At 44.2% G+C, this 13910-nt stretch carries 11 protein-coding genes; 4 read left to right on the top strand and 7 right to left on the bottom strand.

Annotated features, from left to right (window positions below):
* Positions 1-2: 2 nt before the first annotated feature.
* The 6 genes from CMM32_03800 to CMM32_03775 all read right to left on the bottom strand — a co-directional run bounded on the left by CMM32_03800 (position 3) and on the right by CMM32_03775 (position 8277).
* Positions 3-1082 (bottom strand): ABC transporter substrate-binding protein, encoded by a 1080-nt coding sequence (locus CMM32_03800; GenBank protein MBT06024.1) that lies wholly within the window; start codon positions 1080-1082, stop codon positions 3-5.
* Between the two features lie 101 nt (positions 1083-1183).
* A complete protein-coding gene (locus CMM32_03795) occupies positions 1184-1921 on the bottom strand; it encodes an arginyltransferase (protein MBT06023.1) in 738 nt (245 codons plus the stop codon).
* 17 nt (positions 1922-1938) lie between these two features.
* Positions 1939-3834 (bottom strand): SLC13 family permease, encoded by a 1896-nt coding sequence (locus tag CMM32_03790; protein MBT06022.1) that lies wholly within the window; start codon positions 3832-3834, stop codon positions 1939-1941.
* The gene (locus CMM32_03785; GenBank protein ID MBT06021.1) at positions 3834-4262 is read right to left on the bottom strand and encodes a hypothetical protein; all 429 of its coding nucleotides are present in this window, start codon (positions 4260-4262) and stop codon (positions 3834-3836) included. Before CMM32_03785 ends, CMM32_03790 begins: the two co-directional genes overlap by 1 nt.
* A 445-nt stretch (positions 4263-4707) precedes the next feature.
* Positions 4708-7056, bottom strand: a complete 2349-nt coding sequence (locus tag CMM32_03780) for an acyl-homoserine-lactone acylase (GenBank protein ID MBT06020.1) — start codon at positions 7054-7056, stop codon at positions 4708-4710.
* Between the two features lie 24 nt (positions 7057-7080).
* On the bottom strand, positions 7081-8277 hold the full coding sequence (locus tag CMM32_03775; GenBank protein ID MBT06019.1) for a carnitine dehydratase: 1197 nt from the start codon (positions 8275-8277) through the stop codon (positions 7081-7083).
* 74 nt (positions 8278-8351) lie between these two features.
* On the opposite strand from CMM32_03775, the gene CMM32_03770 reads away from it, so the two are divergent.
* Entirely contained in the window at positions 8352-9497 is a 1146-nt protein-coding gene (locus tag CMM32_03770; GenBank protein ID MBT06018.1) for an ornithine decarboxylase, read from the top strand.
* A 71-nt stretch (positions 9498-9568) separates the two neighbouring features.
* Here the strand turns inward: CMM32_03770 and CMM32_03765 are convergent, their stop codons facing one another.
* On the bottom strand, positions 9569-10537 hold the full coding sequence (locus CMM32_03765; GenBank protein ID MBT06017.1) for a porphobilinogen synthase: 969 nt from the start codon (positions 10535-10537) through the stop codon (positions 9569-9571).
* A 228-nt stretch (positions 10538-10765) separates the two neighbouring features.
* Here CMM32_03765 and CMM32_03760 point away from each other — a divergent pair, with 228 nt between their 5' ends.
* From CMM32_03760 to mmsB, 3 genes are read left to right on the top strand one after another with little or no spacing between them, the layout of a single operon-like run.
* Positions 10766-11914 (top strand): acyl-CoA dehydrogenase, encoded by a 1149-nt coding sequence (locus CMM32_03760; GenBank protein ID MBT06016.1) that lies wholly within the window; start codon positions 10766-10768, stop codon positions 11912-11914.
* Positions 11907-12974 (top strand): enoyl-CoA hydratase, encoded by a 1068-nt coding sequence (locus tag CMM32_03755; GenBank protein MBT06015.1) that lies wholly within the window; start codon positions 11907-11909, stop codon positions 12972-12974. Before CMM32_03760 ends, CMM32_03755 begins: the two co-directional genes overlap by 8 nt.
* A gap of 32 nt (positions 12975-13006) precedes the next feature.
* Entirely contained in the window at positions 13007-13909 is a 903-nt protein-coding gene (gene mmsB / locus CMM32_03750) for a 3-hydroxyisobutyrate dehydrogenase (protein MBT06014.1), read from the top strand.
* Position 13910: the final 1 nt, after the last annotated feature.

The raw sequence follows: 13910 nt of genomic DNA, 5'->3' as shown, positions 1-13910 counted from the left end.
TATCATTTCAAAGCTCGATTATTCATATAGCCTTGCTCTGCATATGGCCCCCGTTGTATAGATTCCTGTCGAAAGTGTGACCAACTCTCATAAATTCGCTTTGTTAGCGAATCAAAATTTTGGGTCTCTGCAACGACTTCTTCAGAAATAGAGAAAGCCTTTTTGACTAGATCGTCAGGGAAATGGCGAATACTAACGCCGTGTTTCTCAACAAGAACCGTTTGGGAGGCGGCATTTCGCGCAGTAAACTCGGAGAGCATGCCCACATTTTCAGCTTGGCAGGCCTGTTGTACTATTAATTGCAGGTCTCCGGGTAGCTTGTTGTAAGCTTCCAGGTTTACAAGGCACTCCAAGGCGGAACTTGGTTCATGAAATCCGGGGCCATAGTAATACTTTGCTACTTTATGGAAGCCAAAGGCCAAATCGTTCCATGGGCCAACCCACTCTGTGGCATCAATTACCCCAGACTGGAGGGCGGGCATGATTTCCCCTCCAGGTAGATTAACAGCCGTTGCCCCCATCCGGTTAATTACTTCCGCGCCATATCCAGGCATTCTCATTTTAATGCCCTTCATATCATCAGCAGAGGTAAGTTCTTTTTGAAACCAACCGCCCATTTGTATCCCGCTACCCCCGGCTAAAAAAGACCTCATTCCAAAACCATGACATAGCTCGTCCCAAAGTTCTTGTCCGCCTCCATAATAAATCCATGCATTATGTTCTTGGACTGTTAGCCCTCCAGGAACTGTGCAGAAGAATGGAAATGCCTTGTGTTTGGCAACCCAATAATATGAGGCATCGTGAGTCATCTCCGCTTTGCCCTCACGCACCGCATCAAATGCTTCAAATGGAGGCACTAATTCTCCCGCGGCATATAGCTTTACTGTTAACCGTCCATCAGACATCTTCGTTATTGAATCCGCTATGCGTTGTGCACCGGTTCCAAGGCCAGGGAAGTTTTTAGGCCACGTGGTAACCATTTTCCAACTAAAAGTATCAGAAGAGACCGCTGGAGAGGTCAGCGCAGTCGCACCTAGGGTCGCGCCGGCAGCGGCACTTTTGACGAAGCTTCTTCGGTTTATAGCCTTGGATTTTAACATGAGATTCCCTTACGCGTTGATGGCAACTTTCGCCATTGTAGCATGTAAGGTGAGCAGGGCCAAAACCAGAAAAATAGAAGGTCTTATTGGATGTTTTTTAGGGGATTATACTCAGACCATCCTGATTCAGTAAGAATTTCCATGGGAATAAATCTTTGTTTGTAAGACATTTTTGGAGATTGTTGCACCCAGTATCCTAGGTAAAAATAAGGGAGACACAGTTTTTGAGTTCGGAAAATTTGAGACAAAATTAGAAAGGTTCCGAGGCTCCGAGTTGGGTAATTAGGGGAGAAAAAAGTGTAAACCCCCGAAATCCCATCGGACAGAGTGTCTGTTAAGGCTGCCCCTTGCAACTCACCCTGTGACGTACGATATTCCACAAGTTTCGTCTGTACTGGGGATTCTTCGACCATTGCTTTAAAGTCATCAAAGTTCATCCTCGCCATTTCACCGTTACTGTGGCGAGCTTTCTCATATTTTTGGAACAGTAGAAATTGTTCCGCTGTCGCAATGGGCGGGGTTTCAAGACCTGCGAGACCAATATTTTTCCGAAGTATTCTGCGCATAGATTTGCTTGCTTTAAAGTCTGATACCCTCACCCTGGCGGGAACACATGCTCTGCAGCTAGGACAGGCGGGTTTATATGCAAGGGAATGACTTCGGCGAAAACCCGCTTGGCTGAGCAGGTCGTGAAAATTGCTAGGGTCTGGACCAGCAAGTTCGGTAATTGCCTTGGTTTCAGTCTTTCCAGGAAGATATGGGCATGCCTGAGGGGTGGTTCCATAGAAAAATTTTAAGCGGTCTGGGTCCACATTAATCATATAACTAGGTAAATCCTTTAGTTAATAATCAGTGGGAGGTCATAGTACCAGGGAAAGAGAATGGAGAAACCAACCCATAAAATTATTATAAGAGGCGTACCGGTTTTTACAAAATCCATAAAACGATAATGTCCAGGGGCCATGATAATTAAATTAGTCTGATAGCCAATTGGTGAGGCAAATGAGCAACTTGCTCCGAAAATCACTGCAAAAATGAATGGAGTGGGGTCGGTGCCCAAGGCGGCTGCGATGTTAATCGCAATGGGTGTAAAGAGGACGGCGGAGGCATTGTTGCTCAGAATATTAGTAAGCAGAGCTATTATTATAAAGAACACCGAAATTATCGCGCCAGGTCCAAGACCATGCAGTGCTCCAATAAGAGAAAGAGCTACGAACTCCGCACCACCAGTGATTTGGAGAGCTGTTCCGAGCCCAAGTGTGGCAGCAACTGTAAGAACGATTCTACTATCAATTGCTCGCACCGCATCTCGGATATCCAAGCACCCTGTCACTATCATTGCGGCCGCTCCAGTCAAGGCGGCTACCACTATTGGAATAAGTCCAGATGCGGCGGCAAGTAGGACGCTGGCAAATATAAGGGCAGCGCGTTGGGCGTGAAAATAACGGGGGAGCAGGTGTTGTGAAAGTTCCATTAGGATCACATCATGGCTATTTTGAAGTTCGCGAACGTTTTGGGGCGGACCCTGTATAAGCAGCACGTCCCCTTCCTCCAGTGTGATTTCGGTCAAGCGCTGACGCATCATTTGTGATCTTCTTTGAATTCCTAAGACAATACAGTCATAGGCGCGCCTGAATCCTATTGTCTCCAGATTGCGTCCCGCGATATTTGATGCAGGTGCTACCATAGCTTCCGCAAGCACTTGATCCCCTTCCTGCCAAGCGTCAGCTACTTGGTCAGTAGAATTATAAGGTTCATTACTGGTTTCCCTTAAGGATAATTGCCTTCGTGTTGGGCTTGGATGTAGGGCTCCGGGTAAAGTGGCAATACTTTCTATCAAGGCTTTTCGAGTCGCGGCCACTACAATTACGTCGCCCTCCTTCAATTCTACCCAGTCTAAAGGAGGCAGGAATGCGTGTTCAGATCTCTGGATCATTCGGACCGTCATTTCTGAAAGTACTTCTGGAATTCCATCAGATAAGTTTTGGCCAATTAACGGTGAACCAGGAAGCACCTCTATTTGTGCAATAAATTGACGATCTTCGGATGTGAGTTGTGATGCCATAGGTGCGCGATCTGGTATTATTCTCGGTGCTATAAATAGAACATACAATAGGCCGAGAGAGGCCAGAATTATGCCAGGAACAAAAAAATCAAAGAATTGTATGGCGGGTAAACGTAATTCTGAAACTACGCCCGCTACAAGAAGGTTGGTAGATGAACCTATTAAAGTAGTCATCCCTCCTAGGATAGATGCAAAGCTTAAAGGAATTAATAGTCGACTAACTGATATTCCCATTCGTTCTGCGAAAGCGCCTATTATTGGAATAAATATAATTACTACCGGTGTGTTATTTAAGACACTGGATACGGCAGCTACGGGTATAAGGGATATAAATAAACCCCTAAGGATGCTTCCTCCGCTTAAGCGATAAAGGGTTGATGCGACGCCCTCTAAGGCCCCTGTCCGAACCATTGCTTCACCTACAATTAGCAGAGATATAACTGTAATAAGGCCAGGGTTGGCAAACCCTCCAAGTATCCGTGCCGCATTAAGTTGGTTTTGTCCCTCAAGGTCAGGTACTGGAAGAAAATGGAATACAATCATTAAAAGAGCGATCAAAGATGCAGACACAACTTCTATGGGTAGTCGCTCGGTAGCAAATCCTACGATAGTGAGAAAGACCAGGCCTAGAGTGATCCACATCTGCAGGTCGAGATTTTCATACAGCATTAGTTATCTTGGCCCTTGAGTTGCAGAAGTTCGTCACGTAAATCCTGGGATATACTTTTGGGGCGCCGATCTTTAGAGTTGATATGGACCACAATACTCTTGCCTCTGCCTGTTTGATGGTTATCCTTAAACAGCCCGTGGGACAGTGTAACAGATGTATTTCCTATTTCTTCCACGTTGGTTCCAATAAGGACATGCCCGGGAAAATGCATCTCAAGCAGGTAATCCACCTCTAAATGGGCAAGGATGAAATCGGCTGATTTGCCGTTCCCTCCAACTAGCAAAGTGCGCAGAAAGGGAATTCTGCTGGCTTCTATATAGCGGGCAAATTGAACATTATTTACGTGGCCCATTGCATCTTGGTCGCCCCAACGTATGTTTTCCTTCCACCAAAAAACATAATTTTCTTTACCAACCATGCCATCCATATTTGGGTATTACCTTCTATTTAATTATAGCAAGTATTTATTTAATATTAGCGTCTATTAAACAGAAATATTAATATCAATTTTCATTAAAAAAAGTATTTAGAAAATGCATGTTGCGGAATCATTGGTTATTTATACTCCTATTTGGGTTTATTTTAGGAATTTTTTATATTTTAAGGTCACAAAAAGGTATTTTGCTTCTAACTTGCTTTGTATTGAATAGTCTTATGTGTTTTCGTTAAAGTTAACTGTTGAAAATAGGGCTTAAGGAGTGGTTTACATCATTATTTTCTATTTTAAGTTTATTGACTAATCATAATGTAATGGAAATCAGAATATAAAGAATTGGGACAGTTTATCCCAATGCGGAATCTGTTTCATGCCACATATATGTATCACGATTATTTTGAGTAAGTTGGACTAGGTTAAAACAAATTGTGCAGTCCTACTGCAGGGGTACTAAAAACAGTTTTTGGCGGGTAATTTTTTCAATTTTCTCTAGGGTGAGAGGAAGATTTACATATTCTCCGTTATCCCATAATCTGTTGAGAGATGCGTAGTGCTTTGAGAGCCGATTTCCTGATTGGCCCGTGCTAATAATCACAGAACTATTATCAAGATGGCTTAAGTCAAAGATAGCTCGCAATGCCGCACCATGATTTTCCTTAAAGGGGCTCTCATCATCTCGCAAAGTAGTGTTGGCCTGCATTACAGTATAGGGGCCGCCACTATGAGGATGTTTTATGTCAAATAAGTCACCAAGTACTGGAATGTCCGAAAAAGCACTGTGCTTGTGATGTGCAATGTGGCTATTCTTCCACTTCCATTTTTCTGGATTTGCCCCATAATTGGCTTCTAACCATTTTATTGCCTGATCAGCTGCGATCTGGATCATATCTTCACAGTTTTCTAATGCAGCAGTCGTCACATTATCGCACCATTTACTATTATGCCTGAGCGTATGACGCAGAAATTTTGGTCGCCGTTGCCAGGCTTTTATAAAATGAGGTCCAAGCTCATCAGCGTATATGAGTCTAGTAAGTTCGCGATACCAAGTATGAAAGAGTAGAGGTTCAAAAGCATTCATATCCATAGAACCATCCCAATCTTTTAGCTTTTCATGTAAATCTTGCTCAAATCCAGCTCTCAGGATCCAATCTTTAAAATCAAGAGCCATAAGAGAAACTATATCAATTTGAATACTCTTAAAGCCATCTACGGAATGATTCTTTGGCTTAAGGAGAAGTTCGTTTATCCGGTCAAACCGATAATCGGTAGCCCAATCATGGCTTAAAAAATAAGGATAATTGTTCGGGGTGATATCTTGATTAGCCGTTACAATTATACCCCGCTCTGGATTCAAGTTTTGGGGCAGTGCTTTTGGGGGAATCACCCCAACCCAATCTCCTTCTCTACTCCAACCAGGTGCTGGAAGCCATCCGGTACCCATACGTCTTATGGGGATTCTTCCAGGCGCTATGAATCCAATATCTCCGTTGATATGTGCTGCAATAAAATTCTGCTGCGGGGCAATAAAGCCGGACAGAGCTGTAGTGAATTCATTCCAGGAAGCAGCCCTTGCCAGATTGAACCCTGCTTGAAGGGTGGTGTCGTTTTTGGCTAGTGCAGTCCAAGAAAACGATATTGCCGTTCCAGTTTCGTCAGTTGGGTTATATAGGGTGCTAAAGTCAGAGATAATAGGACCATGTCGGGTCGTTCGGACGATATACTGAAAATCTTCTTTATCTTTTATTTTAATGGTTTCCGTTCGGTTTTGGAATTTCTCGACGCCAGTGTCGGTTACATAATAATCTGGATCAAGATCGGATCTTTTTTCGATAAATAGATCCTGAACGTCGGGTCCTGTATTGGTAACTCCCCATGCCATAGTTCTATTTCTTCCAATTATAACAACAGGGATTCCTGGAAGGGTTCCGCCGGCTACCTGGAATGTCGGACTTGATAAATGAGCCAAATACCAGGGGGATGGGGCGGTGAGTCCAAGGTGCGGATCACTGGCCAGTATAGGCTTTTTGTTAATAGTGTGTCGGCCATCAATAACCCAGTTATTCGACCCGAGCAAAATTCGTTTGCCTGGCTTTGGAAACTCCCCCATTAACGGCAAAAGAGTTGGGAAAATATTTTGGTCCGTAATTCCATTACGAAGAGATGGAATACCCCAAAGTTCGTTCACCTGATTTATGTTTAAGATGTTTAGAAGTTGATATCGGAGAAATTCATCTCCAGCGTTTCCACTTAATTGATGAGCCATCATTTTTGCACAAGCAATAGAATCCGCGGGTTTCCATACCTCTGGTTGATGATTAAGAATTATGAATTCTAGTGGCCAGGCTCCCTTGTGAGAACTGAGATAAGCATTTATTCCATCGCTGTATGATTGCAAGAGAGAGAGAGAAGTCTCAGAAAAGCTTAAAAGACTCTCTTCGGAAGATTTATAGATTCCTAGACCTCTGAGATACTTATCAGCATTTAGGGTCCGATCGCCAAAAATTTCTGATAGGCGTCCGGCCCCTGCTCTGCGAGAAACTTCCATTTGCCATAAACGATCTTGAGCGTGGGCGTAGCCAAGTCCAAAATATGCGTCAGATTCTGTCTCTGATTCTATGTGCGGAATGCCCACCAGATCGCGCCGAATAATGACCTCAGCAGAGAGACCCGTAACCGACACAGTGCCAGCTGTTTTTGGCAGCGAGGTCCGTAGCCAGGTCATCCCGGAAATAATCACCAGGCTCAACACTATTGAAATATACGATAAGTATCGGAAAAAGATCATATTACAATATTTTATTTTTGCTTCTTAATGCTCGTTGGTAATTTTATCATAGTGTTCATTTAGTCCGGGAGCTGGACCTCTGACTTGGGGGTCCGCATAATCCGACAATTTTATCGGATTGCCTGCTATTTTCAGTAGCCCCTCTGAGGATCCTGGCTTCAGTACATCGACTATCATGTTGCGGGCTAAGATTTGGGGATTTTCTACTGCCTCCTTAACTGTATTCAGGGGACCTGATGGCACTCCAGAATCGCTTAACTTTTGCAGCCAAAAGCTGGTTGGCTCCGTAGTTAGGATGGCTTCTAATTCTTTTTTCAACGCGACTACGTTTTTCATACGGAGGCGATTACTTGTAAACTTCGGGTTTTTCGAAATTTCGGGAGCAGCTATTGCTTCGCATAAACGGTTAAAGAGGGAGTCGTTGCCAGCGGCAATGATGATGTGGCCATCTAGGCTTTGGTAGCACTCAAATGGGGCGATTGAAGGGTGGCGGGCCGCAGATGGGCCTGGATTCTCCCCCGTAGCGTAGAATCTGGCAATAGCATTTTCCAAAATCGCTAACTGGCAGTCCAGCATTGAGACGTCAACGAATTTACCTTTTCCGGTCATGCTTCTGTCATATAAAGCTGCATTTATGCCTATTGCTGTGAAGAGCCCGGCCGTGATGTCTCCAATAGCTGTGCCAACTCTGGTTGGGGGGCCACCAGGATGTCCTGTGAGGCTCATTAGTCCGCCAATTCCTTGTACAACCATGTCATAGGCCGGTCGCCTGGAGTCTGGTCCAGTTTGTCCAAATCCGGAGCAGGCGGCATAAATCAATGTTGGATATTTTTTATGTAAGGTCGTCCAACCGTATCCAAGCTTATCCATAGTCTTTGGGCGATAATTCTCAATCAGAACATCCGAGCTAGAAAGGAGTTTATCAAATACTTTTTTGTCTTCGTGAGATTTGAGGTTTAGAACAATACTTTCTTTGCCTCTATTTAATGAGATAAAGTACGCAGATTGCTCATCCAGCCATGGCCCGTAGCCGCGGGAGTCATCGCCCCCAGGGGGCTCTACCTTGATTATTCTTGCTCCAAGGTCGCTTAATATCATGGTGCAGTAGGGGCCTGCCAATACCCGGGTTAGGTCGAGGATTGTGATTCCACTCAGGGGCCCTTCTCGTTCTGTCTTTTCGGGTTTGCCAGAAGGGTGTAAGGGAGTATTTGTATTGGTCAACTTAGAGATCCTTTTGTTCCAAAATTTCAGTGGAGAGTTACTAAAAACTCTAAACGAAGTGATGTGGTGCCATTATGACTATTCTAATACGTAACTTAGGAGAAATGCATTCAACAATCGATGCTATTCTATCAAACTATGAGGGTGATGGACCAATTAGAGTGATTTGGCCCCGGCGAATAAAGAAAAACGCACAGCATTTCCAGCGTTTATTTTCGGGAAATGTTGTTTATGCAGTCAAATGTAATCCTGATCCCACGATATTAGAGGCTCTGAAACAGGGGGGAATCAATAACTTTGATGTGGCCTCCATTGGAGAAATTGAATTCATTAAAACCTGGAATCAAGATTCGACACTCTACTTTCAGCATCCAGTAAAATCTCGATCAGCAATTAATTTGGCCTATCAAAAGCATGGCGTTAGGCACTTTTCGATAGATCACAGGGATGAGTTGAACAAAATCTTTGAAGAGCTTCCAACTAACCCAGAGATTGTAGTGTATGTCCGGTTGGCAACCCCCGAACTAGGCGCAAAGGAAGATCTGTCAAATAAATTTGGGGCTAATGCCGAGGAGGCAAGCAAACTCTTAAAATGTATTTACGGTGGTGGTCTTAGTCCGGCACTTTCTTTTCATGTTGGTTCCCAATGTTATCGACCAGAAGCTTATAGAGTTGCTCTAGCCTTGGTAAAGGAAGTTCTGAATATTTCAGCGATACCAATACGGTGCTTAAATCTGGGGGGAGGATTTCCTGTTACTTATGCGGGAGATCTCGTGGCTCCGTTGGAAGTGTTCATGAAGGAGATAGATGCGGGCTTGAACTCTTTGTCACTAGATCAAGATGTCGAACTATTTTGTGAGCCTGGTAGGAGTTTGGTGGCCGAAGGGATGTCGGTGGTTGCCAGAGTGTGTCTGAGGAAGAAAAATAAGTTGTATATCAATGATGGAATTTTTGGACATTTTCTAGAAACATACCTTCACGGCTTTCAACCCCCTAACCGGGCCATTCGTCCGGGCTCTGGTTTTTCACAAAACATAAAATCTTTTGAAGTGTTTGGTGCGACTTGTGATGGCAATGACGTGCTGCCTGGAAAATTGGAGCTTCCGAATGATATCCGTGAAGGGGATTGGATAGAGTTTGGCAATATGGGGGCCTATAGCTTGGCACTTAGCAGTGGATTCAATGGGTTCGGTGTGGAGGCCGTGGTAAGTCTGTGTTAATGGCCTTAGTCAATCTTGTGTTCTGACTCTATCAACTGCCTTTGAGCCTATAAGGCCCTTGGGACCCAACATTATTTCGAAAGCAATTTAGCAATTTTTGGTGCAAAATAGGTTAGTATTCCATCCGCGCCGGCGCGCTTAAAACATTTCATGGGCTCCATAACTGCCAATTCCTCATCAAGCCAACCATTGGATACCGCTGCGGTTATCATCGAATACTCGCCACTTACCTGATAGGCATAGGTCGGCACCAAAAAACTTTCTTTAATACGATGAAGGATGTCTAAGTATGGCATTCCAGGCTTGATCATTATCATATCAGACCCTTCGTTTATATCTAGGGCTGCTTCTCGAAGCGCCTCATCTGTATTGAGTGCGTCCATCTGATATGTTTTCTTGTCTCCACCAGAAAGATTTAAAGTAGATCCTATGGCGTCGCGAAATGGTCCATAAAATGCGGATGCGTACTTTGTTGCATATGAGAGAATTTGGGTATGGGTCAAATCTTCTTCATCCAATGCCTTTCTGATTTTACCTACACGGCCATCCATCATGTCAGAAGGGGCTATTATTGAGCAGCCAGCTTTTGCTTGAATTATTGCCTGCTGTGTTAATATTTCCACGCTTTCATCGTTAACGACATACCCATCTTTTATGATACCGTCATGACCATGGTCAGTAAAAGGGTCGAGAGCGACGTCGCAAATAATTCCAATATTAAGGTCTTGTTCAGAGACAGCACGTATTGCTCGGCAGACTAGGTTATCAGGATTGCGGGCTTCGGTCCCATTGGAATCTTTATATTTCTGCTCAATGACAGGGAAAATCGCAATAGCTGGGATCCCCATATCCACGGCTTCTCGGACAGATTCCTCTAACACTGCTATTGATAGACGGGAAACCCCAGGCATGCTGTCCACTGGTGCTGTAGCCCTCTTATCTCCTTCTTGTACAAAGATAGGCCAGATTAAATCATTAGCGGTTACGGTGTTCTCGCTCACTAAGCGCCGTGACCAGTCTGTTTGCCTATTTCGGCGCATTCGCGTTGTGGGAAATTGACCCACCCCATTATTGATAGGAAAGACAGCCATTTGAATTCTCCAAAGTTTTGTGAATACTAGGAGGCATAGCGTTTGCGGACAAGGTCTTGCCTCATTTTAAGTGGCCTGCGTTGACATATGGGCCATAGGAGGTCTTAATCAACATATTAGCATTAGATGCACTTGAGCATATACCTATAGAGTGAATTGGTTGTAGGAATACTTACTGTGGACTTTAAACTAACGGATGAGCAGACAGAAATTCAAATGTTGGCTCGTTCATTTTCCTCTAGAGAAATGGCACCATTTGCGGCTGAATGGGATGATAAATGCACCTTTCCATTGCAAATGCTAAAGAAGGCAGCTGCCCTTGGCTTTGGTGGAGTTTACTGCTCTGAGGATCAGGGTGGGGCAGGTCTAGGGCGGCTTGAAGCAACAATAATTTTTGAAGAGCTGGCTGCTGCCTGTCCTTCTACCGCGGCCTACCTCTCGATTCACAACATGGCTACCTGGATGCTTGATCAGTTTGGGAACGATAAGCAACGGCGGGAGTGGGTTTCTAATCTTTGTAGTATGGAATTGATCAGTAGCTACTGTTTAACTGAACCCAATGCGGGGTCTGATGCAGCTAGTCTTCAAACCAAAGCTAGGCGAGACGGTTCTGATTATGTGATCAATGGCTCAAAGGCCTTTATATCAGGGGGATCAGTTTCAGACATCTATGTCTGTATGGTTCGAACTGGGGAAGGTGAGAATGGAATCTCGTGTCTGGTCGTAGAAAAGGGAACTAAAGGGTTAGGATTTGGTAAGCAGGAAAAAAAGATGGGTTGGCACTCTCAACCTACTTCGGCAGTTATTTTTGAAGACTGCCGCGTTCCGGTCACCAACTTGATTGGTAACGAAGGGGATGGCTTCAAAATCGCCATGAAAGGTCTGGACGGAGGTAGGTTAAACATTGGAGCTTGCTCTATTGGTGGGGCCCGCACAGCCTATGAGGCTGCTAAAGATCATGTGCAGTTGAGAACTCAGTTCGGAGCACCCTTAGTTAGTTTTCAAGCCCTCCAATTTAAGCTAGCAGATATGGTAACTGAGTTGGAGGCTGCACGACTGTTAATTCGACAAAGTTCGTTGAAGTTGGATTTAGGGGAGACCGATGCTGCCGCCTATTGCGCCATGGCAAAACGATTTTCCACTGATGTGGCTTTCAAGGTTTGTAATGAGGCATTGCAATTGCATGGAGGCTATGGATATCTGCATGAATATGGAGTTGAGCGAATTCTTCGAGATTTACGAGTACATCAAATTCTTGAAGGAACTAACGAGATAATGCGCGTGATTATTGCTCGGCATATTTTGAGGTCCGAATTCAATGTCTAAAACTCCTAGTGAAGTAGTGTTTTCGCAGATAGGGAGCTTAGGAAGAATTGTATTGAACAGACCGGAGTTTCTGAACGCGTTGAACCTTGGTATGGTGAAGGAAATCCAAGAGAAGTTGAATGAGTGGAATGAAAACCCAAAAATTGGAGGTATTGTAGTTCAGGGGAGGGGAGAGAAATCTTTTTGTGCGGGAGGCGATATTAAACGCCTAGCGGAAAGTGCCAGGCGTGGGGAGCTAGCATATTGCCGAGAGTTCTTTAGCACGGAATTTCTTCTGAATAGAAATATTCATAAATTGGAAAAGCCATGGATTGCAATTGTAGACGGAATCACGATGGGTGGCGGAGTTGGATTGTCAGTCCATGGAAGGTTTCAAATTGCAACCGAAAGAACAATATTTGCAATGCCTGAAACTGGCATTGGGTATTTTCCTGATGTTGGTGCAAGTTATTTTCTTTCTAGACTTCCATCTGAAATCGGGACCTTTCTTGGGTTGACTGGGGCCCGTCTAAATGGACGGGATATGTTGGAGCTTGGAATTGCAAGCCATTATATTCATTCGAAAAATATCGATGCGGTTTTGCTAGGGTTACGAGCACTGCCGTCAGGTGAGGGAAACAAAGAATATATCTGTGATTTACTTGAAAAATTTTCCTTAAAAGAGAAAGGAGATCTTGTTACAGAACACGAAGAAGTAATTAAACAATGTTTTTCTAAAAATTCTGTGGAGGATATTTTTACCGCGTTGGAACAGGCCGGTAGTGAGTGGGCGGAGCATATATTGGACTCTTTGCGGAGAAAATGCCCACGAAGCCTGAAGGTGACCTTGCGCCAATTGACCGAAGGAAGAACACTCGATTTTGACAATTGCATGATCATGGAACTGAGGCTTGCATTACGATTCATGAAGGAGCACGACTTTTATGAGGGCGTGCGGGCTATGCTTGTGGATAAGGACTTCAGACCCGATTGGCGACCACTGAGGCTCAATGAGATAGAGGATGAGGAGGTGGAGAAGTTTTTCCAGCCTTTAAGTGATGGGGATTTAAATTTTTCCTAATCTAAAAATGATCAATGTTCGTTTATAGAGAGATGACAATGAAAATTGGATTTATTGGTATTGGTAATATGGGATTGCCCATGGCATTCAACTTAGCTCGTTTTGGTTACGAGGTCACAGCTTTTGATAAATCGGAACAGGCATGTTTGTTAGGGCAGAAACGGGGGTTACGAGTGGCCTCAACTATGAATGAATTTTCTAAGGCAGAAAATATCATAATTACTATGCTGCCGGCGGACGATCACGTGGCTGAGGTATATATTGGGAAGGAAGGCATTCTTGATCGGGTTTCCCAGTCTACTATTTTGGTTGATTGCTCAACAATTGATGTGAATACAAGCCGTACTCTTGCCGATGAAGCGAAAAGCAGAAATCTGGATATGCTGGATGCGCCGGTTTCCGGGGGTGTCTCAGGGGCAGAATCCGGTTCGCTAACTTTTATGGTCGGAGGCGAAGGAATTGCGCTTGAAAAGGTGATGCCGGTTTTGCAAGTTATGGGCAAAAACATTGTGCACGCTGGTGCAAGTGGTATGGGACAAGCGGCAAAAGTTTGTAATAATATGTTGCTTGGCGTTTCTATGATAGGAATTTCTGAATCTTTTACATTAGCGGATCGGCTTGGATTAGACCCTAAGATACTTTTTGATATCATGTCCTCTGCTACAGGTGATTGTTGGGCATTGCGCAATCATTTGCCGATAGCGGGAATAGTAGAGACTTCGGCAGCCAATCGATCATTTTCCCCTGGTTTTGCCGTGGCAATGATGGCTAAAGATCTTAGGCTAGCTGAATCGGCAGCAAAGTCAGTAGATTTGCAAACCGATTTGGGAATTCTTGCGTCGACCATGTACACGGAGTTTGAAAAGGGTGGTAGTGGCCATTTAGACTATTCAGCAATCATTAATTTGATTCAGCAAAAGGCATTTTCAAAGTAGG

The organism is Rhodospirillaceae bacterium (assembly GCA_002728255.1).
Taxonomy (GTDB): Bacteria; Pseudomonadota; Alphaproteobacteria; order UBA7887; family UBA7887.
This window is presented reverse-complemented; position numbering and strand designations above follow the sequence as displayed.

What these genes read in the sequence shown, in the direction of transcription:
- CMM32_03795 (MBT06023.1), bottom strand. Translation starts at nt 1,921, where the DNA reads ATGATTAATGTGGACCCAGACCGCTTAAAATTTTTCTATGGAACCACC.
- CMM32_03790 (MBT06022.1), bottom strand. Translation starts at nt 3,834, where the DNA reads ATGCTGTATGAAAATCTCGACCTGCAGATGTGGATCACTCTAGGCCTG.
- CMM32_03785 (MBT06021.1), bottom strand. Translation starts at nt 4,262, where the DNA reads ATGGATGGCATGGTTGGTAAAGAAAATTATGTTTTTTGGTGGAAGGAA.
- CMM32_03780 (MBT06020.1), bottom strand. Translation starts at nt 7,056, where the DNA reads ATGATCTTTTTCCGATACTTATCGTATATTTCAATAGTGTTGAGCCTG.
- CMM32_03770 (MBT06018.1), top strand. Translation starts at nt 8,352, where the DNA reads ATGACTATTCTAATACGTAACTTAGGAGAAATGCATTCAACAATCGAT.
- CMM32_03765 (MBT06017.1), bottom strand. Translation starts at nt 10,537, where the DNA reads ATGCGCCGAAATAGGCAAACAGACTGGTCACGGCGCTTAGTGAGCGAG.
- CMM32_03755 (MBT06015.1), top strand. Translation starts at nt 11,907, where the DNA reads ATGTCTAAAACTCCTAGTGAAGTAGTGTTTTCGCAGATAGGGAGCTTA.
- mmsB (MBT06014.1), top strand. Translation starts at nt 13,007, where the DNA reads ATGACAATGAAAATTGGATTTATTGGTATTGGTAATATGGGATTGCCC.